This is a genomic window from Actinacidiphila sp. bgisy144, from assembly GCF_057708105.1.
In genome coordinates this window covers 1-22,909 of sequence record NZ_JBYIRM010000056.1, presented here as the reverse complement: position 1 = coordinate 22,909, position 22,909 = coordinate 1, and the positions used below count along the sequence as shown (strand labels likewise).

Sequence of the window (22,909 nt, the reverse complement as noted above, 5' to 3'; positions counted from 1 at the left end):
AGCGGTGCTTGCGGCCTGGCCGTATTGAAGCAACGCTTCCGCCGCGCGTCAGCACTTCTCACACGGCCGCCGGGCGCGTGGGGCCCTTTGTCCGGCCGGAACCGCGTCAGGCGTCAGGCGTCCGCCGGCGTGAAGCGGTTCAGGCCGACCGCCGCCAGCAGCCGCAGTTTCTCCGCACCCTCGCTGCGGGGCGGCGCGGTGAGCACCAGCAGGGTCTGCGACTGGTCGTCGGTGAACAGAGCCTGGCAGTCCACCTCGATCGCCCCGATCTCCGGGTGCAGCAGCGTCTTGTGGTCCTCGAAGCGCTGCGCGACCTCGTGCCGGTCCCACAGCTCGGCGAACTCCGCGCTGGCCCGGTGCAGGGCGCGCGCCAACTCGCCCGCCCGCGAGTCCGGTCCGCGCAGCCCGTACGCGACCCGCAGGCCCGCGACCTGGGCGCGGCCGTGCCGGGTGTGGTCGTCGGCCGGGTAGGAGGAGCGGGCCGCCGGGTCGGTGAACCAGCGGTAGACCGCGCTGCGCGCGAGCCCGGTGTACCCCGAGGCGTCGCCGAACAGCGCGGCGGCCATCCGGTTCTGCACCAGCGTCTCGCCGAGGTCGGTCAGGATGAGCGCGGGCGTGTCGTCGAGCCGGTCCAGCACCCGCAGCAGCGCCGGGGCGACGTGCGGCACCGCGGACAGCGACACCGGCGCGTTGTGCCCGGCGATCCGGTAGAGGTAGCGGCGCTCGTCGTCGGTCAGCCGCAGCGCGCGGGCGAGCGAGGCGAGCATCTGCTCGCTGGGCTGCGGGCCGCGCCGCTGTTCCAGCCGCGTGTAGTAGTCGGTCGACATCACCGCCAGGCCCGCCACCTCCTCGCGCCGCAGCCCCCGGGTACGGCGCCGCGCGCCCTGGGGGAGGGCGACGTCCTCCGGGCGCAGCGCCTCCCGTCGGCGGCGCAGGAAGTCGGCGAGTGCGGCACGGTCCATGCCCTCCATTATCGGCCTCTGCGCCCGCCCGGCCAGGGACTGCCGATCCCCCCGTCCCGGCGGTGCGGCCCGCCGCGGCCGAAAACCGCTTGCCGTACGGCGCTACGGTCGTGGGATGACCTTCGCGCCCCGGCTGGAAGAGATCACCGCCGCCAACCTGCGAGCCGCCCTCGCCGTCGAGGTCCGCCCGGACCAGGCGCACCTGGTCGAGCCGGTGGCGGCGTCGCTCGCCGAGGCGTACGTGCACCGCGCGTTCGCCTGGCCGCGCCTGATCGTGGACGGCGGCCGGGCCGGGGAAGGGCGGGGTGAGGGATGAGCGGGGGGATGTGGGCCGCGGTGCTCGCGGTGGCGGCGCTGGCGCTGGTCGCCGCGGTGGTCGACGGCCGGGCCAGGTCGCGGCGCCCGCCGCGGGGTGCGCGCGGGGGCGCCGGCCCGGGTCCGGGCCGGGGGCCCGCGCCGCGGCAGCCGCGGCAGCCGCGCCGGGGCGAGGTGTGGTGGGCGCGGGTGCCGTTCGAGGACGGCCCGGGCGGCAAGGACCGGCCCTGCCTGGTGCTGTCGGTCCGCGGCGGCTCCGCGCGCGTCGCCAAGATCACCACCAAGCGGCACGCCGGGCTGCCGGGGGTGCTGGCCCTGCCCCCGGGCACCGTCGACGACGCGGCGGGCCGGCAGAGCTACCTGGAGACCGGGGAGCTGCGGGACGTCCCGCTCCCGGCGTTCCGCCGCCGCGCCGGAGCGCTGGACCCCGGCTTCATGAAGCGGCTCGAACGGCGCTGACGCCCCCGGACCGCACCCATCCCGACGCCCGCCCCGCGCGTCGCACCCTGTGACGCGCGGGGCGGGCGTATGTGCCGTAACCGCGCCCCCGCGGCCGGGGAAACGCTAGCCTTGCGTGCGTTGTGGCCGTTTCGGCCGTCAGGTCGTTCCGAGCCAGGGGGGCTCATGCGGAGAGCCGGTGCACCGACGCGCGCCTTCGGCCCGCGGTGACCCGTCGCACCGAGCTCGCGCTGCTGCTCCTGGCCATCGCGGTGCCGGTGTACGCGTACGCCGACGCGGGGCTGGCGCTGCACGGCGAGGTGCCGTCCGGGCTGCTGGGCTACGGCCTCGGCCTCGGGCTGCTGGCGTGCCTCGGCCACCTGGTGGTGCGCAGGTTCGCCCGCCACGCCGACCCGCTGCTGCTGCCGATCGCGACGCTCCTCAACGGCCTCGGGCTGGTGGTCATCTGGCGGCTGGACCAGTCCCCGCGGCTGCGCTCCGACCCGGGCTTCCAGGTGGCCGCGCCGCGCCAGCTGCTGTACTCCGCGGCGGGGCTGGTGCTCTTCGCGGTGGTGCTGGTGCTGCTGCGGGACCACCGCACGCTCCAGCGGTACACGTACACCTCGATGGTGGTCGCGCTGGTGCTGCTGCTCCTGCCGCTGGTGCCGGGGCTCGGGCTCGACGTGTACGGGGCGCGGATCTGGATCGCGCTGGCCGGGTACAGCATGCAGCCGGCGGAGTTCGCGAAGATCGTGATCGCGGTGTTCTTCGCGGGCTACCTGGTGGTGAAGCGGGACGCGCTGGCGCTGGCCGGGCGGCGGTTCGCCGGGCTGGCGCTGCCGCGCGGCCGGGACCTGGGGCCGATCCTGTCGGTGTGGGCGCTGTCGGTGCTGATCCTGGTCTTCGAGACCGACCTCGGTACGTCGCTGCTGTTCTTCGGCATGTTCGTGGCGATGCTGTACGCGGCCACCGAGCGGACCAGCTGGCTCGTCTTCGGCCTGCTGATGGCGGCGGGCGGCGCGGTGGGCGTCGGCTCCTTCGAGCCGCACGTGCAGCAGCGGGTCCGGGCGTGGCTGCACCCGATGGGCGAGTACCTCAAGAGCCGGCAGGGGCTGCCCGGCCACTCCGAGCAGTCCATGCAGGCGCTGTGGGCGTTCGGCTCGGGCGGTCTGATCGGCACGGGGCTGGGGCAGGGCAACTCCGACCTGATCGGCTTCGCCGCGAACTCCGACTTCATCCTGGCCACGGTCGGCGAGGAGCTGGGGATGGCCGGGCTGGTCGCGGTGCTGCTGCTGTACGCGCTGGTGGTCGAGCGCGGGATGCGGGCCGCGCTGGCCACCCGCGACCCGTTCGGCAAGCTGCTGGCGGGCGGGCTGTCGGCGGCGTTCGCGCTCCAGGTGTTCGTGGTGGCCGGCGGTGTCCTCGGGCTGATCCCGCTGACCGGGATGACGCTGCCGTTCGTGGCGTACGGCGGGTCGTCGGTGATCGCGAATTGGGCGCTGGTCGGGATTCTGGTCCGGATCAGCGACACCGCGCGGCGGCCGGACCCGGAGGGGGCCGCCGGCGGGGAGGTGTACGGCGACTCGGACGGGGCCGCCGGCGGGGAGGCGTACGGGGACGGGGGCGCTCGGTGAGGCGCCCCCGGTGTCCGGTGGGTGCCGGGGCGAGGGGTACCGTCGTTCCGTGCTTCGCGTCCTGCTCACCCGCCGCTGGATTCTGCTGACCCTGCTGTTCGTGGTGCTGATACTGGTCATGGGCCGGCTGGGCCTGTGGCAGTACCACCGCTACGAGCAGACCAAGCGCAGCAACCACCGCATCTCGCTGGCCATCCACGCGAAGCCGGTGCCGATCCAGACGCTGACCCACCCGGGTGCGAAGATCCCCGGCAGCCTGCGCTACCGCCCGGTGACCGCCACCGGGCACTACGACACCGCGCACGAGTTCGTGGTCCGGCGCCGTACCAACGCCAACGGCGACCAGGGCTTCTTCCTGGTCACCCCGCTGATCACCGCCGACGGGGACGCCGTGCTGGTCAACCGCGGCTGGATCGCGCCCGCCGACGACACCGCGGCCTTCCCCGCGGTGCCGAAGACCCCGACCGGCACGGTCACCCTCACCGGGCGCTTCCAGCTCGACGAGACCTCGCGGCTCAGCGGCATCCGGGACGTGGGGGGCCTGCCGGCCCGCCAGTTCATGCTGATCAACAGCACCCAGCAGGCGAAGAAGCTGGCCGAGCCGGTGCTCAGCGGCTACCTGGAACTCGTTCGGACCAGCCCGCCGCTGACCAAGGGCGAGTCCGCCGAGCAGGTCGGCGCCCCCGGCAGCGACACCTCCGGCACCGACATGGCGGTCGTCGGCCAGGGCGTCCACCTGCCGTACGCGATCCAGTGGTGGCTGTTCGCGCTCATGGTGCCGGTCGGCTGGTGGATTCTGCTGCGGCAGGACCTGAAGGAGCGCCGCAAGAAGGCGGCCGCCGCTGCCGCGGCTCCGCCGCGGCCCGCGGCCGAGGACGAACCGGCGCCCGGCGCGGAGACCGCCGCCCGTACCTGACCGGCGCGCCGCCGCGCTCCTCGGGCGTCCGGTAGGCCAGGCGCGGCAGCAGCAGTTGGGCGATCGGGCCGATCGACACCGCGTACAGCACGGTGCCGGGGCCGGGGCGCCCACCCAGCGCCACCCCCGCCACCAGCACCGTGACCTCCATCAGGGTGCGGATGAACCGGATCGAGCGGTGGGTGGCCGCCGACGCGCCCGTCATCAGCCCGTCCCGCGGACCGGGCCCGTACCGCGCGCCGACGTAGATCGCGATCGACACCCCGTTCACCAGGACGCCCCCGAGCAGCAGGCCGACCCGGGCCGCCCACCCCGGGTGCGCGGGCAGCAGCGCGAGCCCCAGGTCCGAGGCGGACGACAGCACCAGGATGTTCAGCACCGTGCCGAACCGCGGCCGCTGCCGCAGCGGAATCCACAGCAGCAGCACCGCCACCCCGACCAGCGCGTTGACCGCGCCGAAACTCAGCGGACTGTGCCGCTGCACCCCCTCGTACAGCACGCTCCACGGACTGACCCCGAGCGACGCCCGCACCATGGCCGCCAGCCCGAACCCGTACAGCGCCAGCCCGACCACCAACTGCGGCATCCGCCGCCACGGATCACGCCCGAGCGCCACATACCCCAGCGCGACGCCGCTCCTCGCCGCCTCACCGCCCACGGCCGCCGCCCCCTTCCCCTGCCGCCGCGTCGGTGCCCGACAGCAGCGCGCGGCCTTCGGGATAGGCGAGCGCGGCGGGCGGCAGCGCGGCCGGGCGCCCGCTGTGGTAGACCCTCAGCGTGCCGACGGCGGGCGCGTACGGTCGGGCCGGGACGCCGATCCTGCGCAGCGTCTGGGCGGCCACGGCGTCCGCGGTGCCGTGCAGCTCGACCGGCGGCCTGCCGGCCCGGAGGAAGCCCGCGCGGACGTGTCCGGCGATCAGTTCGTAGTGGGTGCAGCCGAGGACGACGGCGCGCACATCGGCCGGGGTCCGCTCGACCGCGGCGGCGACCGCGGCCCCGACCGCCTCCTCGTCGGCGCGCTCCACCGCGTCCGACAGCCCGGGGCAGGCCACTTCGGCCACGCGCACCCCGTCGGCGAACGCGTCGATCAGCGCGCGCTGGCCGCTGCTGCCGGTGGTCGCGGGGGTGGCCCACACCGCCACCGGCCCGCCGTGCAGGGCGGCGGGCCTGACCGCCGGGACGGTGCCGACCACCGGCACACCGGGTTCGAACCGCGTGCGCAGCGCGGGCAGCGCGTGCAGCGTGGCGGTGTTGCAGGCCACGACCAGCGCGTCCGGGTGGTACGCGGCCGCCGCCTCGGCGACGGCCATGGCACGGGCGGCCAGGTCGGCGGGGGTGCGCGGGCCCCACGGCATCCCGTCGGGGTCGGAGGTGAGGACGAGGTCCGCGTCCGGGCGCAGCCGGCGCAGCGCGGCGGCGGCCGCGAGCAGGCCGAGGCCGGCGTCCAGGAGGGCCAGGCGGGGCCGGGCCGCGGGAGGCGGGAACGGGACGGGCGGGGGCATGGAGGCTCCTCGGGGGCTTGGTGAGGCGGGTGGATGGGGAGGAGTCTGTAAGGTGATTGGACTGGATGACATGGCCAATCGAGGGAAAGTGGTATGGACGCGGTGGGGCGGGGCGGGGGGCGGCTGGGGAGCCGGCAGCTGGCGGCGATGCTGCCGGAGCCGGCCGGGTTCCGGCCCGCGTACCGGTATCTGGCGCGGGCGGTGGGGGAGCTGATCCTGGACGGGCGGATCGCGCTGCATGTGCGGCTGCCGGCCGAGCGGGAGCTGGCCGAGGCGCTGGGGACGAGCCGGGCCACGGTCACGGCGGTGTACGACCTGCTGCGGGAGAGCGGGTACGCGCGCAGCAGGCAGGGCGCCGGGACGTGGACGGCGCTGCCCGAGGGCCGTACACCGCGCGGGGTGACGAGGGCGATGGGGGCGCCCGCGGCGGGCATCGACCTGGCCCGGGCGGCGCTCGGGCTGCCCGGACCGGCCGTGGCGGACGCGCTCGCCCGGGTCGGGGCGCGGCTGGCGGAGCACACCCACGCCGCGGGCTACCACCCGTACGGGCTGCCGGAGTTGCGGGCGGCGGTGGCGGAGCGCTTCACCCGGCGCGGGCTGGCGACCGTACCGGAGCAGATCCTGGTGACCTCGGGCGCCCAGCACGCGCTGACGCTGGTGCTGGGCCTGCTGGCCGCGCCCGGCGACCGGATCGCGGTGGAGAACCCGTCATACCCGAACGCCCTGGAGGCGATGCGGCGCGCCCGGCTGCGCACCGTCCCCGTCCCGGTGGCCGACACCGGCTGGGACACCGGGATCGTGGCGTCCACGCTGCGCCAGGCGATGCCCCGGCTGGCCTACCTCATCCCCGACTTCCACAACCCCACCGGCTGCCTGCTGCCGGATGCCGAGCGGGCCGGGGTGCTCGCCGCCGCCGGGCGCGCCGGCACCTGGCTGATCGTGGACGAGACGCTCGCCGAACTCGCCCTGGACGTCCCCGCACCCGCGCCGCTCGCCTCGCACGCGCCGCCGGGCGGGGCCGGGCAGGTCGTCACCATCGGGTCGATGAGCAAGACACACTGGGCGGGCCTGCGCATCGGCTGGCTGCGCGCCCCCTCGCGGCTGGTCACCGAACTCGCCGCGCAGCGCGTCTCCTCCGACATGGGCGGCTCGGTGATCGACCAGCTCCTCGCGCTGGACCTGCTGTCCGCCGCGGACGGCGGCCCCGCGCCGGACCGGCTCGCCCTGCTGCGCGCCCGGCGCGACGCGCTGACCGCCGCCCTGGCCGCGGACCTGCCGCACTGGAGCTGGCACCTGCCGCCCGGCGGGCTGTCGCTGTGGGTCGACCTCGGCGCACCGGTCGCCACCGCGCTGGCCGAACGCGTCCTGGACTACGGGGTGCGGATCGAGGGCGGCGGCTACTTCGCCACCGACCCGGGCCTGTTCGAGCAGCGCCTGCGCATCCCCTACACGGCGCCGGCCGACACGCTGCGGGAAGCGGTGCGGCGGATGGCCGCGGCGCTCGCCGACGGGCTGCCGTCGCCCGCGGCGCAGCGCCGCCCGCACTGGATCGCCTGACCCCGGCGGCGGATCGCCCGCCTCCCGTGTGGTGTTGGGGTGGTTGCGGGTCACCCTGGCGGGGGACGGCCGGTCCGGTCGGCCGTCGCGCACGGATGCTTGCCGGGAAGATCCGGGTATGTCGCCCTCGGTGCCACCTGAGACCGCGCCCGCCGCCGGCCGGCCCGGCCGGCCGTCGCCGCCCCGGGCGAAGCTGGCCCGCACCCTGACCACCCCGAAGGTCGCCTTCATCGCGGTGGCCGCGGCGGCCCCCCTGGCCACGGCGGTCTGCACGCTGCCGCTGTCCTTCGCGCTCGGCGCCGGCCCCGCGGTGCCCGCGCTGCTGCTGCTCGCCGGGCTCACCCTGCTCTGCTTCTGCTGCGGGTACGCCGCGATCAGCCGGGAGGTCGGCCAGGGCGGCGGCTTCTACGGGTGCGTCGCTCGCGGCCTGGGGCGCCCGGCCGCGGTCGGCGCCGGGATGGTCGCCGTGGTGGCGTACACCGCGGTCGTGGTGGCGCTGCTCGACGCGTTCGGGTACGCCGCGCAGGGCGTGGCCGCCGCGCACGGGCTGCACCTGGCGTGGCAGGTGTGGGGCGCGCTGGGGCTGGCCGCGGTGGGCGTACTCGGCTGCCGGCACGCCGGGTCGAGCGCCCGCGTGCTCGCGGTGTGCCTGGCCGGACAGGCCGCGGCGCTGCTCGCGCTCGATGTCGCGGTGCTGGCCGCGCACGGCACCGCCGCGCTCCCGGCCGCGTCCTTCGACCCGCGGCGCGTGCTCGCGCCGGGCGCGGGCGTGTCGGTGATGTTCGCGTTCGCTTCGTTCGTCGGCTTCGAGTCGGCCGCGCTGTACGGGGCGGAGGCGCGCGACCCGGGCCGCAGCGTGCCGCGCGCGACGCTCCTGGCGGTGCTGCTGGTGGCGGCCTGCTCCGTGCTCACCAGCTGGGTCGCGGTCGGCGCGCTCGGGGCGGACCGGGTCCGCCCCACCGCGGCCGCGCACCTCGGGGACCTCTTCTTCGGCCTCGGCACGCGCTACCTGGGCGGCCCGGCCGCCACCGCCATGCAACTCCTGTTCTGCGCCAGCCTGTTCGCGAGCTGGCTCGCCCTGCACCACGCGGCCGCCCGCTATCTGCTGCTGCTCGGCCGGGACCGGCTGCTGCCCGGCCGGCTCGACGCGGTGCACCCGCGGCACCGCGCCCCGCACCGGGCCGGCGCCGTACAGACCGCATTGACCGCGGCCGTGGCGGCGGCCTGCGCCGCGGCGGGCCCGGACCCGTACCCCGGCATGTCCGCGCTGCTGGGCCTGGGCATCCTCGGTGTCATCGCGCTCCAGGCCGCCGCGTCGGTCGCCGTCCTCGGCTACTACCGCCGCCGGCCCGGCCACTGGTGGCACACCCGGCTCGCCCCGGCCCTGGGCGCGGCCGGCCTGCTGGCGGCCACCGTGCTGGTGCTGCGCGACTTCCCCGCGCTGACCGGCAGTTCGGCCCCGGCCGTCACCGCACTGCCCTGGCTGCTGGCGGTGGCGGCGGCGGGCGGCGCCGCCTACGCATGCCGGCTGCGCGCGGCCCGCCCCGACCGCTACGCGCTCCTGGCGGGGCTGCGGGCCGGCGAGGGCCGCCCGGGCCTGCCGGCCCAGCGCGACCCCCGCGCCGCCCGCCGTACGGCCACCTGACGACGGCCGGCGCCTCGCATCTGACGGCAGGTCAGGCGGACGGCATCACCCCCACCACGCACTGCAGTAGGAGACACCCGAGTTGAGCTTGATGGTGACGCCCGGCCGGTGCAGGCAGATCCGCGCGGAGACCTTCTTGGCCTTGCTGTAGGTCTTGCTGAAGGAGACGTGGTTGCTCTTGGTCACCTTGGAGTATCCGCCGAGCCGGCCGTCGATCCGGAACACCACGACGACCTGGCGGTTCTTGGGGGCGTGGTAGTGGTTGAGCTTGCCGCTCACCTTGCCCTTGTAGTAGCCGTGCCCGACGGACCGGTACGCGTGGACGATGTCGGTGTAGCCGTTGGCGCCGCTGCCGACCTGGGTCCACAGCCGCGCCCGGTCCGTCTGGCCGGCGACGTGCGCGGCGGCACCGCCCGGCGCGGTCGCCGCCGCGGCGGGCGTGCCGAGGGCGGCGCCCGCGCCGAGCAGCGCGGCCGACAGCGCGACGGTGATGCGTGTACTGGCGTTCATGGTCGTGGTTCCTCCGTTTCCCGTGGGATGGATGGGGCGTTGACCAGAAGTGTTCCGCGCGAGCGGACCGGGGTAATTGACCCATAGCGCACCGTTGTTGGCACACGGTGAAAAGCAGTGCGAGGGCGGGGGAATGGGCTGGGCTCAGATGCACACGACCGACGTGCCGAAGGCCGAGCGGTTCGGCTGGTGGCGCGACCTGCTCCTGAAGGACCTCGCGCCCACCCACATCGACAGCCCCCACCGCGAAGACTTCCGCGCCTCGAGCGCGGCGCTGGAACTCGGCCCCGTCAAGGTGTCCGTCCTGTCGTTCCCGCCGCTGGCCTCGGTGCGCACCGCGCGGCTGGTCCGGCGCGCCGACCCGGAGCTGTGGGAGCTGGGCTACCTGGCCGGCGGGATCATGGTGCTGGACCAGGCGCGCAACCACGCCCAGGTCACCGCGGGCGACCTGCTGCTGTACGACACGTCGCAGCCGGTGCGGATGCGGGTGACCCAGGGCGGCCGGCTGACCATCCTCCACCTGCCGAAATCCTCGGTGCCGGTGCCCGACCGGTCGATGCGGGAGCTGCTGTCGCGCCGGCTGCCGGCCCAGGGGACCGGCTCCCTGCTCGCGGGGTTCCTCCAGGGGCTGGCCGGCGCCCAGTGGAGCGGGTGGGAGGCCGAACGCCTCGGCGCGGCCGCGGTCCACCTCGCCTCCGCCTTCCTCGGCGGCCTCGCCGACCGGGCGGACCTGCTGCCGCCGGAGACCCGGCAGAGCGTGCTGCTGCGCCGGGTCAAGGACTTCATCGAGGCGCACCTGTCCGACCCGGAACTCACGCCGCAGACGATCGCGGACGCCCACCACATCTCGGTGCGCTACCTGCACCACCTTTTCCGCCCGGAGCAGCGCACGGTCGCCGCCCTCGTCCGCGAGCTCCGGCTGGACCGGTGCCGTACCGACCTGGCCCGGCCCGGCCGCGCCGGCCACCCCGTCGCGGCGATCGGCGCGCGCTGGGGGTTCACGGACCCCGCGGTGTTCAACCGGGCGTTCAAGGAGGCATACGGCATGCCGCCCGGCGCCTACCGCAGGTCGCTGGGCGCCTTCCGCGCCCCCGCCGACCGCTCCTGACCGGCCCTGACCGGCCCTACGACGCGGCGCGGGCCCGGACGGCCTGGCGGCGGGCCGCCTGAAGGACGGCGAGGCTGGCCGCGGGCGGCATCGCACGGCTCTCCGCGGTGTCGAGCAGGCCCGGATACGGCCCGGGGGAGGCGGCGGCGCGGTAGCGGACCCCGGAGAAGTCGCCGAACTCCTCGGCGAAGAGCCGGTGCCGCCCGCCCGCCCGGACGAGTTCGGTGAGCAGCGGGGCGTCGGTGGGCTGGGCGTGCATGCCCACCAGCCGGACCGTGAGGGTGCCGCGGGCCACGAGCCCCAGCACATGGTCGAGTTGGGCGGCGGCCACCGCCGGGGCCAGCGCGACGTTCCACAGGTGGCACAGCACCATCTCGTCGAGGATCGCGGTGACCGGCACCCCCTCGGGCACCCGGGCCTGCGGCGTGAAGCGGTCGGCCGGCAGGTGGTGGGCGATGCGCAGCGCGTGGGCGTAGCCGGCCGTCCACAGCACCCGCGGGAAGACCGTCAGGGCGTAGACGCGGACCCGCCCGGCGCGTCCGACGCACGCCGCGAGCCGCTGCGCCCAGCCCGGCGCGAGGTCGTGCAGCGCCGCCGGGGTGGCGGCCCTGCGCGGGCCGGGCACCCTGGGCGCGCCGGGACCGGCGGGCGCGCCCGGGTCCGTCATGACGGGGTGCCTGAGCCGCCGTCCGCGGCCGTGCCGGGCTCCGCCCGCAGGATCGCGGCCAACTCCGCTCCGAGCTTGGTCAGTTCGGCGCCCTCCGGCTCGAGCCGGCACTGCGGTCCGGCGATCACCAGCAGCACGCTGTCCGCGCCGGTCCCGGCGAGCACGATCCGCCCGTCGGCCATGTCCAGCACCAGCGTGCGGATGGCGCCGCCGTCGGCGTGCTCGGCCGCGCGCCGTGCGACGCCCATCATCGTGGCGGCCATCGCGGCCCAGTACTCGACGCGCTTGCCGTCCAGTCCGTACGCGCCCAGCGCCTCCCCGTCGGCGGTGACCACCAGGGCGCCGCGCACCCCCGGGACCGGTTCGAGGTGCTCCTCGACGGTCTTCTGCACGTCGGGGCGGACGGTGGGGATCATGGTGTCTCCGGATCACTGTGGGAGTCGTGCCCCGCTGTCACGGCGTCACCGCCGCCTGTCGGCCAGGCGCCGGCTCCCGCGCGTCGCGCGGTCCGCGCGTGGCCGCCTGAGGAACCGTCACAGCAAAGGTCACGGCTTCACTATGCGCGTGCGTCCGATCACTCCGCAAGGGGCAAAGTGCATGATGCGGGGTGCCTGGCCGGGCCGGGCGTGGCAGACTGCGAGGTGGCCGCCGCGAGCCGGTCCGGCCGGGCGTACGTTTTCGAGGGGGATTCGAGGGGGAGCGCATCGCGGTGAGTGAACGTCGTGCCGCGCCCACGGTGTTGCAGATCTCGCTCGGCCGCAGGCTGCGGGACCTGCGCGAGCGGGCCGGGCTGTCGGCGGCGCAGGCGGGGGAGCGTATCCGCGTGGCCCAGTCCACCGTCACCCGCCTGGAGGGCGCCAGGACGTCCCTCAACTACACCACCGTCAAAGCCCTGTTGGAGCTGTACGGCGTGACCGGCGCGGAGGCCGTGGAGTTCCTCGCGCTGGTCGACAAGGCCAACGAGTACGGCTGGTGGCAGGACTTCCGCGACGTCCTGCCGGTCCGCTTCGGCGTGTACGTCAGCCTGGAGAGCGCCGCCGCCCAGATCCGCGCCTACGAACCGCAGGTGGTGCCGGGCCTGTTGCAGACCCCGGCCTACTGCGAGGCGGTGATCCGGCTCGGCTTCCCGGGCGACTCCGACGAGGCGGTGCGCCGCCGGGTCGCGCTGCGGCTCCAGCGGCAGCGCGTGCTGACCCGCGCGGACGGCCCGCCGTTCCTGTGGGCGGTGATCGACGAGACCGCGCTGCGCCGCCCGGCCGGCAGCAGCGCGGTGATGGCCGAGCAGATCGAGTGGCTGCTGCGGACGGCGGACCTGCCGAACGTGGCGCTCCAGGTGCACGCCTTCGAAGCGGGCCTGCACCGGGGCGCGTTCGGGCCGTTCACGCTCTTCCGCTTCCCGATCCCGGACTTCCCGGACATCGCGTGTGTCGACAGCCTGCGCGGCACCGCGTACCGGGACGAGACGGCCGACGTCGAGCTGTACCGCTCGACGTTCGAGCACCTGATGACCGGAGCACTGGCAAGGCGACGCACCAAGGGCTTCCTGGAGGCCCTGCGCAAGGAGTACCTGCGATGAACCCGACACACGTCGACAGCGCCCCCGCCGCCCTGGGGGCCGAGGGCTGGACCCGCCCGTGGAGCGGCACCAACGGCGAGGCATGCGTGGAGGTCAAGCTGATACCCGGCCGCCGCGTCGCGGTCCGGCAGTCCACCGACCCCGGCGGGCCGGCACTGATCTTCCCGGCCGCGGCGGTGGCTCAGTTCGTGGCCGCGGCCAAGGACGGCCGGGCGGACTTCCTGGTCCGCCCGGACGCCCCGTGACCGGCCCCCGCACCGGCCCCGCACCGCGCCGGACCGTACCGACACCTCCCGGGAGACGACAGTGAACGAACCGGCGGCCGAAGGCGGCCCCGCCACCGGCGACGAGGCGCACGTGCCCAGTCCGGCCCGCATGTACGACTACATCCTCGGCGGCAAGGACAACTTCGAGACCGACCGGGAGCGGGTGGACGCGGCCGAGCGCGCCTACCCGGGGATCAAGGAGGCGGCCCGGATCAACCGGATGCTGCTGCTGCGCATGGCCCGGTACTTCGGCGAGCACACGGACGTCGACCAGTTCATCGACGTGGGCACCGGCATCCCCACCGAGCCCAACTACCACCAGGTGGTCCAGGCGGCCCGGCCCGAAGCGCGCATCCTGTGCACGGACTTCAGCAAGACGGTGCTGCGCTACACCGAGAACCTCGCCGCGCAGGACCCCGAGGGCCGGATCTCCTACGTGCACGCCGACGTCCGGGAGCCGGAGAAGATCCTCGACGCCGCCCGGGCGCACCTGGACCTGAGCCGGCCGGTCGCGATGACGATGGTGGCGCTGCTGCACTTCATCTCCGACGAGTTCGACCCGCACGGCATCGTCAAGACCCTCACCGACGCGCTCGCGCCCGGCAGTTACCTCGCGATCAGCCAGGTCACCGGCGACTTCGACGCCGAGGGCGGCGACGGGGTGGTGCGGGTCTACCGGGCCGGCGGCACCCCGGCGCAGGTGCGGTCCTACGACGAGGTGGCGCGCTTCTTCGACGGCTTCGAACTGGTGGCGCCCGGCCTGGTGGTCGCGCCGCGCTGGCACCCGGAGCTGGCGGTGCCGATGCCGTGGCCGGAGCCGGCCGGCAGCGACCGCACCCCGGTCTACGCCGCGATCGGCCGCAAGCGGTAGCGCGCCCGGCGCCGAGCCACGTGAGCGGCGCCGAGCCACGTGAGCGGCGCCGAACCACATGAGCGGCCCGGACGGGAGGTCCCGTCCGGGCCGCGGGGTGTAGTCACGGCCCGCAGGCCGTCACCTCACTGGGCCAGCAGCGTGGAGGCGAGGGTGCCCGCGTTGTAGGAGCCCCAGCCGGTCACGAAGTCCCAGCCCTTGGCGGCGGAGAAGGCGCCGTTGCTGCCACTGGTGATGTCGTGGAAGCCGGTGCCGGCCGCGGTGTAGAGCGTGGGGTTGGCGAAGCCGAGGTTCGGCTTGCCGGCCGCGGCGGCCTGCTGGTTGTACAGCGCCGCGAACGCCGCCCACTCGGGCGCGGCCGCGCTGGTGCCGCCGACCTGGCCCCAGCTGCCCTGCGAGTAGATGGACACGCCCGGGCTCGGGTTGGCCAGCGCCGAGACGTCCGGCACCTGGCGCTTGCCGCCGCCCGCGCTCTGCTGGACCGAGGTCTGCCAGCTCGGGATGGTGAACTTGGTGGACACGCCACCGCCGCCGCCGGACCAGGCGGTCTCCTTGCTCCAGGCGTTCGCCGAGGTGACCGTCAGCGTGGTGCCGCCGACGCCCGTCACGTACGGGTCGGACGCCGGGTAGTCGACGGACTTGCCGCCGTTGCCCGCGTCGTCGGAGCCGTCGTCACCGGAGGCGGCGAAGAAGCCCAGGCCCTCGGCCGCGCCCTGCTTGAAGACGGCGTCCACGGCGCTGATGTTGGAGCTGGTGCGCTGCGACTCGGCGGCGCCCCAGCTGATCGAGGTGACGGGGATGCCGCTGTCGACGATCGCCTGGTAGGTGTCGACCTCGCCCGCGTCGGAGTTCGGGCCCTCGAAGACGGTGATGTTCGCGGCCGGGGCGACCGCGTTGAGCACCTCGATGTCGAGTTCGACCTCGACCTGACCGTCGCCGAGCGAGCCGGAGCCGCCGTCCACCTTGCTCACGGTGGGCGCGGTGGAGCTGAGGCCGTAGTAGCTGTCGTACTTGGTGATGTTGGACTGCTGGAAGCCGTCGAACTCCAGCAGCGCGACCTTCTGGCCGCTGCCGGTGGCGCCGGAGACGTTGTAGCCGCCCTTGATCTGCGCCGGGGTGTAGCCGCCGCCGGGGCCGTTGTGCGGGGTGACCTGCGCCGCCTGGTGGTGCAGCAGGGCGCGGTTGTTCAGGCCGGAGACGTCGCCGACGATCGAGGCGATCGACGAGGGCACCGAGGGCGCGGCGGTGTTGGCGTAGAAGGTGCGGCCGGTGGCGCTGTCCTTGTAGTTCGACAGCGAGGTGCCGAACGCCTTCTTCACCTGGGCGGCGGTGCCGGTCGCGTCGACCAGCAGGTTGCCGGAGTGCACCTTGCCGACCTTCAGGCCCTGGCCGCGCAGGTAGTCGGTGACCTTCTGCACGTCGGCGTCGCTGCGGCCGTACGCGGCGGCGAACTGGGCCTTCGTCAGGTAGTGGCCGTAGGACGACGAGTGGGGGTCGCTGACCTTGGCGACGAAGGCGTCCAGCCCGGCTTCGTTGCGGGCCGTGAGGCTCACCGCGACGGATATCTGCTTTCCGGCCGCGACGTCACCGGTGCGGACCGCGTGCGAGGACAGGCCCGGCACCACGTCGCCGGACAGGGAGGTGCGGGCCGAGTCCGCTTGCGGGGCGGCGGCGTACGCGGCCGGGATCGCCGCGGCCAGCAGCGCCGGCGTCGCGGCGGCGACCAGCAGTTTCAGACGGAGCGTCACGAAGATCCTCCAGGAGGGGGGATGGTGTCCGGTTCGGGACGCCCACCACGCTAGGCGCGGCCGGGACGGCCGCATAAGCGTGGGAACCCTTGCGACGACTGTTAACGATGTGTTTCCTGTGGCGGACGTGGGGAAATAGTGGCCGGAGTGTGCCCGAGATGTGGGGGTCCGCGGGGTGCGGGTGCGCGAACACGGCGGAGGACTCCGGCGGTTGGGCAGGTCGCGGCCGACCGGGCACGTCGGGAGGGCACTTCGGGCAGGCGGGTCGGGCGGGCGGGCCGGTCTTCCGGCGCGTCAGGCGGGGCGCGGGCCCGCGGACGCCATCACATGGGCCAGTTCCGTCCTCGACCGGACGCCGAACTTGCGGTACAGCCGCGAGAGGGTGCCCTCCACCGTCTTCACGCTGATGAACAGCTCCGCGGCCACCTCGCGGTTGGTGGCGCCGCCGCGCACGAGGTCGGCGACCCGCGCCTCCGCGGGGGTCAGGCCCGCCGGGGTGGCGGCGCCGCGCACCACCGCGTCCACCCGGGCCAGTTCGTCGCCCGCGCGGGCGGCCAGCGGCGCCGCGCCGACCGCCTCGGCCAGCTCCAGCGCCTCGGCGAGCGCGGCCCGCGCCGCCGTACGGTGCCGGGCCCGGCGCTCCACCGTGCCGAGCGCGGTCAGCGTACGGACCAGCTCCACCGGCAGCTCCGACCCGCGCAGCCGCTGCACGGACGAACGCAAGCGCTCCACCCCCTCCTTCGCGTGCCCGGTCGCCGCCGCCAGCAGCCCCTCGGTGCGCTCCAGCGCCGCCAGCACACTGCCGGGCACCGCACCCGTCACCCGCGCGCGGGCCTGCCCGAGCACGGCCGCCGCCGCGTCCGTCTCACCCGCGGTCACCAGCGCCTCGGCGAGGTCGGCGTGCCAGCCCAGCAGCGGCGGGTCCACCGCGCCCATCGCCGCGCCGATCTCCAGCGCCCGGCGCAGCGACTCCACCGCCTGCGCGGCCCGCCGCCGGTCGCCCGCGAAGAGCGCGGCCTGCCCCAGCGCCGCCAGCGCCCGCAGCAGGAACAGCTGGTCGCCGTCGGCCTGCGAGGCGGCCACCGCGTCGACCGCGAGCCGGCACGCGTGGTCGGTGTCCCCGCCGAACGTCTCGGCGAGCGCCGCCGCGTAGAGCGCGGGCGCGGACGTCAGCCCCGCGTCGGCGACCACCTGGGCGCAGTGCGCCGCGGTGCGCAGCGCCTCCCGGCACTCCCCGGCCCGCACCTGGACCCGGGTGAGCGCGACCAGCGACGCCACGTCCTGCTCCACGTCGGCCGCGCCGCCGGTGGCGTCCAGCAGCGCCAGCACCTGCTCCCGGGCGGCGGCGACCCGGTCGGAGTCGAGGGTGAGGATCGCCCGCATCCGCTGGATGCCCCAACTGCGCGGCCCGTGGTCGGCGCGGGCCAGCGCCTGGTCCAACGCGGCCTCGGCGGCGGCCGGTTCACCGGTCAGCGAGCGCACCCGGGCGAGCGTGGACAGCGCGTCCACCTCCGTGCCGGTGTCGCCGACAGCCGCGGCGCGCCCGGCCGCGAGGAGCGCGTGCTCGGCCGCCTGCACCAACTCCCCGCACAGCAGGCCGCGCAGGGCCGCCCAGTCGTACAGCTTCGCCTCCAGGGCCCGGTCCCCGGCCGCCTCCCGCAGCCCGTCCGTGATCAGCGCCGCCTTGTCGCGCAGCGCCTGGCCGGCGTTGCGCAGCAGCACCAGCCGGGCCGCGACCCGGCCGGGCGCGGAGGCGGAGGTGTCCAGCACGCGCTGCGCGATCCGCTCGGACTCCTCGCGGTGCCCGGCGTCACAGGCGAACCCGGCGGCGGCCAGCAGCCGCTGGTCGTGCGGCCCGGTGCGGTCGGCCGGGGTGCGGCCGGCGGCGAGCGCGGCCAGCTCCGCGGCGGTGGCGGCGTCGCCGCGCTCGCGCGCGGTGTACGCGGCGGCCATCACCCGGCGGGCGGTCGCCTCGTCCGCCTGCGGGTGGGCCAGCGCCAAGTGGCGGGCCGCGGCCACGGGTTCGCCGACGGCGTCGGCCAGCAGCGCGTGGGCGCGGCGGCGGGCGGGGCCGGCGGCGTCGGCGCACAGCGCGGCCGGCAGCAGCGGGTGGCCGAACCGCACCGCGCCGGAGGGGTCGCAGGACGCGACACCGCACCGTTCGGCGGCCTCCAGCGCCGCCGCGGTGGCCTCGGTGCCGGCCGCCGAGCGCAGCAGCGCGAGCGTGGGGCGGGTGGCGGAGGCGGCCAGCAGCAGCACCGCGCGGACCGGCTCGGGCAGGGCGCGCACCTGCTCCAGCACCAGGGCGCGCAGTTGCGGGGGCACCGGCAGGTGCCCGTCGGCCGGCGACGGGGCGCCGGCGCGCAGCGCGCCGGCGCCCAACGCCAGCGCGTACAGCGGGTTCCCGGCCGCCGCGTGCAGCACCGCGCGCAGCACCGACGGCGGCAGGGTCACCCCGGCGGCGAGCAGCAGCAGCGTGACGTCGTCGTCTCCCAGCGCGGGCACCGCGACCTGGGCGCTGCCGGCCGGGCAGCAGTCCGCGCGTGCGGGCAGCGCGTCCTCGGCCACCCGCTCGGTCGCGGCGATCCGCACGTCCGCGCCGTCGAAGCGCCGCGCGGCGAACGCCAGCACCTCCGCGCTGGGCCGGTCCAGCCACTGCAACCCGTCGACCACCAGCACCACCGGCGCGCGCACGGCCAGCCGCCGCAGCGCCTCCAGCACCGCCAGCCGCACCGCGAGCCCGCCGTACGGCCCGACCGGGCCGTGCTCGCGCAGCAGCGCGGTGCGCAGCGCGGTGCGCGGCGCGGACGGCAGCGCCCGCACCACGTCCTCCGGTACCCGCGCGAACAGGTCGATGACGCCCAGGTAGGGCAGGGGGGTGTCGGCGGGCGCGGGGGAGCAGCGCAGGACGGTGGCGCCGGCGTCGGCGGCGCGCGCGGCGAGCGCGTCGAGCACCACGGACTTGCCGATGCCGGCCGGCCCGTGCAGCAGCAACCCGCCCTCCCGGCCCAGGTGTTGCCACGCCTCCTCCAGCAGCGCCTCGCGCCCGGTGGGCGCGGTCCACGGGCGCCGCAGCGGGCCGCCGCCGGTCCGCGGGGGCAGGGCGGCGGGGTGCGCGTACGGCCGGTGGACCGGTGCCGCGTCGGCGGCTTCGGGTGCCACGGTGCGAACCGACCTCCTCCTTCTCGGGCCGCGGGAACAGCGGGAACAGGTGGTCAGGACGTGTCCCGACCTGCGTCCATGACAATCACTGGGCGGGTGGCCTGTCAATGGCGCGCACCGCTGCGGCCTGCCCGTTTTCACGTGATGGTGACCGCGCGCAAGCCGCGGAAACGCGCCCGGCACCCGCCTGTCGCCTTCCCGGTGCGCCCGGCGCGCACCCCGCTGCCGCGCGCCGCGGGCGCTCAAATGATCACACTCAATCTTGCAAGAAAAAGTCAGTATTCAACGAAAGAGGATCTGGATATTGCGGCGATGTGTCGCAGCCGTTACGGTCCCTCGCGTTGCGGCAGTGTCGAAAGGAGCAAGACGTGTTCAGACGGTTGCGCAGTCTCAGACGCGCGGTCGCGGTCGCAGGCACCCTCTCGGTGCTCACCGCGGGCGGCGTACTCGGCCTCGCCCTCCAGCCGGCGGCGGCGGCCACCGCCGCGGCCGCCACCGGCGGCAGCGGCGCCAACCTCCCCTACACCGAGGTGCAGGCGGAGAACTCCGCCACCAACGGCACCGTGATCGGCCCGAGTTACGCCCAGGGACAGCTGGCCGACGAGGCGTCCTACCGCAAGGCGGTGACGCTCCAGGGCACCGGCAAGTACGTCACGTTCACCACGCCGGTCGCCACCAACTCGATCGACTTCCGCTACAGCATCCCGGACAGCGCCGGCGGCTCGGTCTACACCGCACCGCTGTCGCTGTACGTGAACGGCACCAAGCAGCCGGACTTCACGCTGACGAACGCGTACTCCTGGTACTACGGCAGCTACCCGTTCACCAATACCCCGGGCAGCAACCCGCACCACTTCTACGACGAGGCCCACCGGCTGTTCACCACGACCTATCCGGCCGGCACCACCTTCAAGTTCCAGGTCGACTCGGGCGACACCGCGTCCTCCTACACGCTGGACTTCGCCGACTTCGAGCAGGTCGGCGCGGCGCTCACCCAGCCGGCCGGCTCCGTCTCCGTCACCAGCGAGGGCGCCGACGCCAGCGGCGCCGCGGACTCCACCGCCGCCTTCAACGCGGCGATCAGCGCCGCGGGTTCCGGCGGCACGGTGTGGATTCCGCCGGGCACGTTCAAGGTGCCCGGGCACATCAGCGTCAACAACGTGACGGTCGCGGGCGCCGGCATGTGGTACTCCACCGTCACCGGTGCGGCGCCCGGCTTCTACGGCAACTCCGCGCCGTCGCCGAGCACCAACGTGCACCTGAAGGACTTCGCGATCTTCGGCGACGTGCAGGAGCGGGACGACAGCGCGCAGGTCAACGGGATCGGCGGCGCGATGAGCAACTCCTCGGTCGCCGATCTGTGGATCGACCACCTGAAGGTCGGCGCCTGGATGGACGGCCCGATGGACAAGCTGGCCTTCAGCGGGATGCGCATCCGCGACACCACCGCCGACGGCATCAACTTCCACGGCGGGGTGACCAACTCCTCGGTGAGCGGCAGCGACATCCGCAACACCGGCGACGACGGCATCGCCACCTGGGCGGACTCCTCGCTGGGCGCGGACGCCAACGACACGATCTCCGGCAACACCGTCCAGTTGCAGATCCTGGCCAACGGCATCGCGATCTACGGCGGCCACGACAACACCGTCAGCGGCAACCTCGTGCAGGACACCGGCCTGGCCCAGGGCGGCGGCATCCACGTCGGGCAGCGCTTCACCTCCACCCCGGTGGGCACCACCACCATCAGCGGCAACACCCTGATACGTGACGGCAGCCTCGACCCGAACTGGCAGTTCGGCGTCGGCGCCCTGTGGTTCGACGGCAGCCAGGGCGCCATCACCGGCCCGATCAACGTCTCCAACGCCCTGATCGAGCAGAGCCCGTACGAGGCCGTGCAGTGGGTCGAGGGCACGGTGAGCGGGGTCAACCTGAGCAATGTGACGATCGCGGGCACGGGCACCTTCGCGCTCCAGGAGCAGACCGGCGGCGCCGCGAAGTTCACCAACGTCACCGCGACCGGGGTCGGCGCGTCCTCGCCCGTCTACAGCTGCGAGGGCGGGAACTTCGCGGTCACCGACGGCGGCGGCAACTCCGGTATCGACGGCACCCCGCTCTGCGGACCCTGGCCGACCCCGGTCTTCCCGCCCTACCCGGCCTCCGGGGTGACCGCCAGCCCGAGCGCGCTGTCCTTCGGCTCGGTCGCCACCGGCGGCACCAGCGCCGCGCAGTCCGTCACCGTCTCCAACCCGACCGGCTCCGCCGCGGCCGTCTCCTCGATCAGTGCCACCGGCGACTTCGCGCAGACCAACACCTGCGGCAGCTCCATCGCCGCCGGCGGCTCGTGCACGGTCAGCGTCAAGTTCAGCCCGACCGCGACCGGTTCACGCACCGGCTCGCTGACCGTCAACGCCGGCGGCGTCACCAGCACCGTCGCCCTGTCCGGCACCGGCACCGCGCCCGGCCCGGTGCTCGCCGCCGCCCCGGGCGGACTCTCCTTCGCCGCGGCCGTGGTCGGCGCCACCTCAGCCGCCCAGGCGGTCACCGTCACCAACTCCGGCACCACCGCCGCGACCGTCTCCGGCGTCTCGGCCACCGGCGACTTCGCGCAGACCAACAACTGCGCCACCGTCGCGGTCGGCGCGTCCTGCACCGTCAACGTCACCTTCAAGCCCACCACCGGTGGCGCCCGCACCGGCACCCTGACCGTGACCAGCAACGCCAACAACAGCCCGACCACCGTCGCCCTGAGCGGCACCGGCATCGACAGCGGCACGAACATCGCCGCCGGCAAGGCCGCCACCGCCAGCAGCAGCAACTCCCCCTACGTCGCGGGGAACATCACCGACGCCGACACCTCGACGTACTGGGAGAGCGTCGCCGACGCGTTCCCGCAGTGGGCGCAGGTCGACCTCGGCTCGAACTTCTCCGTCGGCAAGGTCGTCCTGAAGCTGCCGCCGGCCACCGCGTGGGCCACCCGCAGCCAGACCCTGTCCGTGCAGGGCTCCACGGACGGCTCCACCTTCTCCACCCTGGTGGCCTCGGCCGCGCACACCTTCGACCCGGCATCCGGCAACACCGTCACCCTCACCTTCGACGCCGCCACCGCCCGCTACGTCCGGATCAACATCACCGCCAACACCGGCTGGAGCGCGGCCCAACTCTCCGACCTGGAGGTCTTCCCCAGCGGCAGCGGCACCACCACCCCGCCCTCCTCCGCGACTCTCGCCGCCAGCCCGACCTCGCTGGACTTCGGCAGCGTCGCCCCGGGCATCACCAGCACCGCGCAGTCCGTCACCCTCACCAACAACGGCTCCGCGGCGGCGCCGATCTCCTCGATCACCGCCTCGGGCGACTTCGCACAGACCAACACCTGCGGCACCTCGCTGGCAGCCAAGGCCAGTTGCACGGTGAGCGTCACTTTCACGCCCAGCACCACCGGGAGCCGCACCGGCACCCTCACCGTCACCGGTGACGCCTCCGCCGGCCCGACCACCGTCGCGCTGTCCGGCACCGGGACCGCCACCGTCAGCGCCGACCTGGCCCTGCACAAGGCGACCACCGAGTCCAGCCACACCGACGTCTACCCCTCGTCGAACGTGACGGACGGCAGCCAGGACAGCTACTGGGAGAGCGCCAACAACGCCTTCCCCCAGTGGGTCCAGGTCGACCTCGGCTCCGCGCAGAGCGCCAGCCGGGTGGTGCTCCAGCTCCCCGCGGGCTGGGCGGCCCGCAGCCAGACCCTGTCGCTGAGCGGCAGCACCGACGGCTCCACCTTCACCACCCTCAAGGCGTCGGCGAGTTACAGCTTCAACCCGACCGCGGCCAACACCGTCACCCTGACGTTCCCCGCGACCAGCCAGCGCTACTTCCGGCTGAACTTCACGGCGAACACCGGCTGGCCGGCCGGTCAGCTCTCCGAGTTCCAGGTCTGGAACATCTGACCCGCGACCGGGCCGGGACCGCCTGATCCCGGCCCCTCACCGGCGGTGGGGGGGGGGGGGGGGGGGGGGGGGGGGGGGGGGGGGGGGG

17 protein-coding genes and 2 pseudogenes are annotated in these 22,909 nt (G+C 75.0%); 11 read left to right on the top strand and 8 right to left on the bottom strand.

The window, feature by feature from the left end:
* Positions 1–113: 113 nt before the first annotated feature.
* On the bottom strand, positions 114–962 hold the full coding sequence (locus AC3EVP_RS35805) for a helix-turn-helix transcriptional regulator (protein ID WP_335976635.1): 849 nt from the start codon (positions 960–962) through the stop codon (positions 114–116).
* Between the two features lie 115 nt (positions 963–1,077).
* Here AC3EVP_RS35805 and AC3EVP_RS35800 point away from each other — a divergent pair.
* From AC3EVP_RS35800 to AC3EVP_RS35785, 4 genes and pseudogenes are all read left to right on the top strand, one after another.
* Positions 1,078–1,251, top strand: a pseudogene (locus AC3EVP_RS35800) (GNAT family N-acetyltransferase); the annotation flags it as partial.
* A gap of 23 nt (positions 1,252–1,274) precedes the next feature.
* On the top strand, positions 1,275–1,736 hold the full coding sequence (locus AC3EVP_RS35795) for a type II toxin-antitoxin system PemK/MazF family toxin (RefSeq protein ID WP_435137676.1): 462 nt from the start codon (positions 1,275–1,277) through the stop codon (positions 1,734–1,736).
* Between the two features lie 206 nt (positions 1,737–1,942).
* Positions 1,943–3,349 (top strand): FtsW/RodA/SpoVE family cell cycle protein, encoded by a 1,407-nt coding sequence (locus tag AC3EVP_RS35790; RefSeq protein WP_435137673.1) that lies wholly within the window; start codon positions 1,943–1,945, stop codon positions 3,347–3,349.
* Positions 3,350–3,398: 49 nt separating this feature from the next.
* The gene (locus AC3EVP_RS35785; protein ID WP_435137670.1) at positions 3,399–4,265 is read left to right on the top strand and encodes an SURF1 family cytochrome oxidase biogenesis protein; all 867 of its coding nucleotides are present in this window, start codon (positions 3,399–3,401) and stop codon (positions 4,263–4,265) included.
* 103 nt (positions 4,266–4,368) lie between these two features.
* On the opposite strand, the pseudogene AC3EVP_RS35780 reads toward AC3EVP_RS35785, so the two are convergent.
* Positions 4,369–4,800 (bottom strand): annotated as a pseudogene (locus AC3EVP_RS35780) (YczE/YyaS/YitT family protein); the annotation flags it as partial.
* Positions 4,801–4,912: 112 nt separating this feature from the next.
* Positions 4,913–5,767 carry a glutamate racemase gene (locus tag AC3EVP_RS35775; RefSeq protein WP_435137667.1) on the bottom strand — a complete coding sequence of 285 codons (855 nt, stop codon included), beginning with the start codon at positions 5,765–5,767 and terminating at the stop codon, positions 4,913–4,915.
* A 93-nt stretch (positions 5,768–5,860) separates the two neighbouring features.
* On the opposite strand from AC3EVP_RS35775, the gene yczR reads away from it, so the two are divergent.
* Together yczR and AC3EVP_RS35765 are read left to right on the top strand one after the other, a co-directional pair.
* Positions 5,861–7,324, top strand: coding sequence for a MocR-like transcription factor YczR (gene yczR / locus AC3EVP_RS35770; protein WP_435137664.1), 1,464 nt, complete (start codon positions 5,861–5,863; stop codon positions 7,322–7,324).
* Positions 7,325–7,454: 130 nt separating this feature from the next.
* Entirely contained in the window at positions 7,455–8,969 is a 1,515-nt protein-coding gene (locus tag AC3EVP_RS35765) for an APC family permease (RefSeq protein ID WP_435137661.1), read from the top strand.
* Between the two features lie 45 nt (positions 8,970–9,014).
* Here the strand turns inward: AC3EVP_RS35765 and AC3EVP_RS35760 are convergent, their stop codons facing one another.
* Positions 9,015–9,479 carry a hypothetical protein gene (locus AC3EVP_RS35760; protein WP_435137658.1) on the bottom strand — a complete coding sequence of 155 codons (465 nt, stop codon included), beginning with the start codon at positions 9,477–9,479 and terminating at the stop codon, positions 9,015–9,017.
* 148 nt (positions 9,480–9,627) lie between these two features.
* Here AC3EVP_RS35760 and AC3EVP_RS35755 point away from each other — a divergent pair, with 148 nt between their 5' ends.
* Positions 9,628–10,587 (top strand): helix-turn-helix domain-containing protein, encoded by a 960-nt coding sequence (locus AC3EVP_RS35755; RefSeq protein ID WP_435137655.1) that lies wholly within the window; start codon positions 9,628–9,630, stop codon positions 10,585–10,587.
* A 16-nt stretch (positions 10,588–10,603) separates the two neighbouring features.
* On the opposite strand, the gene AC3EVP_RS35750 is transcribed toward AC3EVP_RS35755, so the two are convergent.
* Together AC3EVP_RS35750 and AC3EVP_RS35745 are read right to left on the bottom strand one after the other, a co-directional pair.
* Complete coding sequence (locus AC3EVP_RS35750) at positions 10,604–11,254, bottom strand: Scr1 family TA system antitoxin-like transcriptional regulator (protein ID WP_435137652.1); 651 nt, start codon at positions 11,252–11,254, stop codon at positions 10,604–10,606.
* Entirely contained in the window at positions 11,251–11,670 is a 420-nt protein-coding gene (locus AC3EVP_RS35745; RefSeq protein WP_435137649.1) for a roadblock/LC7 domain-containing protein, read from the bottom strand. Before AC3EVP_RS35745 ends, AC3EVP_RS35750 begins: the two co-directional genes overlap by 4 nt.
* A gap of 293 nt (positions 11,671–11,963) precedes the next feature.
* Between AC3EVP_RS35745 and AC3EVP_RS35740 the strand changes: the two genes are divergently transcribed.
* The 3 genes from AC3EVP_RS35740 (at position 11,964) to AC3EVP_RS35730 (ending at position 13,967) form a co-directional block, all read left to right on the top strand.
* A complete protein-coding gene (locus tag AC3EVP_RS35740) occupies positions 11,964–12,830 on the top strand; it encodes a helix-turn-helix domain-containing protein (protein WP_335976608.1) in 867 nt (288 codons plus the stop codon).
* Positions 12,827–13,075: a DUF397 domain-containing protein gene (locus AC3EVP_RS35735; RefSeq protein WP_335976605.1), complete on the top strand. Its 249-nt coding sequence runs from the start codon at positions 12,827–12,829 to the stop codon at positions 13,073–13,075. Before AC3EVP_RS35740 ends, AC3EVP_RS35735 begins: the two co-directional genes overlap by 4 nt.
* Before the next feature lie 61 nt (positions 13,076–13,136).
* Positions 13,137–13,967, top strand: a complete 831-nt coding sequence (locus AC3EVP_RS35730; protein ID WP_435137644.1) for an SAM-dependent methyltransferase — start codon at positions 13,137–13,139, stop codon at positions 13,965–13,967.
* A gap of 125 nt (positions 13,968–14,092) precedes the next feature.
* Here AC3EVP_RS35730 and AC3EVP_RS35725 read toward each other — a convergent pair whose 3' ends face one another.
* Together AC3EVP_RS35725 and AC3EVP_RS35720 are read right to left on the bottom strand one after the other, a co-directional pair.
* On the bottom strand, positions 14,093–15,715 hold the full coding sequence (locus AC3EVP_RS35725) for a S53 family peptidase (RefSeq protein WP_435137641.1): 1,623 nt from the start codon (positions 15,713–15,715) through the stop codon (positions 14,093–14,095).
* Between the two features lie 294 nt (positions 15,716–16,009).
* Entirely contained in the window at positions 16,010–18,877 is a 2,868-nt protein-coding gene (locus AC3EVP_RS35720) for a helix-turn-helix transcriptional regulator (protein WP_435137638.1), read from the bottom strand.
* A 368-nt stretch (positions 18,878–19,245) separates the two neighbouring features.
* Here AC3EVP_RS35720 and AC3EVP_RS35715 point away from each other — a divergent pair, with 368 nt between their 5' ends.
* A complete protein-coding gene (locus AC3EVP_RS35715) occupies positions 19,246–22,821 on the top strand; it encodes a choice-of-anchor D domain-containing protein (protein WP_435137635.1) in 3,576 nt (1,191 codons plus the stop codon).
* Positions 22,822–22,909: the final 88 nt, after the last annotated feature.

Coding starts and splice junctions, on each gene's coding strand:
- AC3EVP_RS35805 (WP_335976635.1), bottom strand. CDS start 962: ATGGACCGTGCCGCACTCGCCGACTTCCTGCGCCGCCGACGGGAGGCG.
- AC3EVP_RS35795 (WP_435137676.1), top strand. CDS start 1,275: ATGAGCGGGGGGATGTGGGCCGCGGTGCTCGCGGTGGCGGCGCTGGCG.
- AC3EVP_RS35775 (WP_435137667.1), bottom strand. CDS start 5,767: ATGCCCCCGCCCGTCCCGTTCCCGCCTCCCGCGGCCCGGCCCCGCCTG.
- yczR (WP_435137664.1), top strand. CDS start 5,861: ATGGACGCGGTGGGGCGGGGCGGGGGGCGGCTGGGGAGCCGGCAGCTG.
- AC3EVP_RS35760 (WP_435137658.1), bottom strand. CDS start 9,479: ATGAACGCCAGTACACGCATCACCGTCGCGCTGTCGGCCGCGCTGCTC.
- AC3EVP_RS35755 (WP_435137655.1), top strand. CDS start 9,628: ATGCACACGACCGACGTGCCGAAGGCCGAGCGGTTCGGCTGGTGGCGC.
- AC3EVP_RS35750 (WP_435137652.1), bottom strand. CDS start 11,254: ATGACGGACCCGGGCGCGCCCGCCGGTCCCGGCGCGCCCAGGGTGCCC.
- AC3EVP_RS35745 (WP_435137649.1), bottom strand. CDS start 11,670: ATGATCCCCACCGTCCGCCCCGACGTGCAGAAGACCGTCGAGGAGCAC.
- AC3EVP_RS35735 (WP_335976605.1), top strand. CDS start 12,827: ATGAACCCGACACACGTCGACAGCGCCCCCGCCGCCCTGGGGGCCGAG.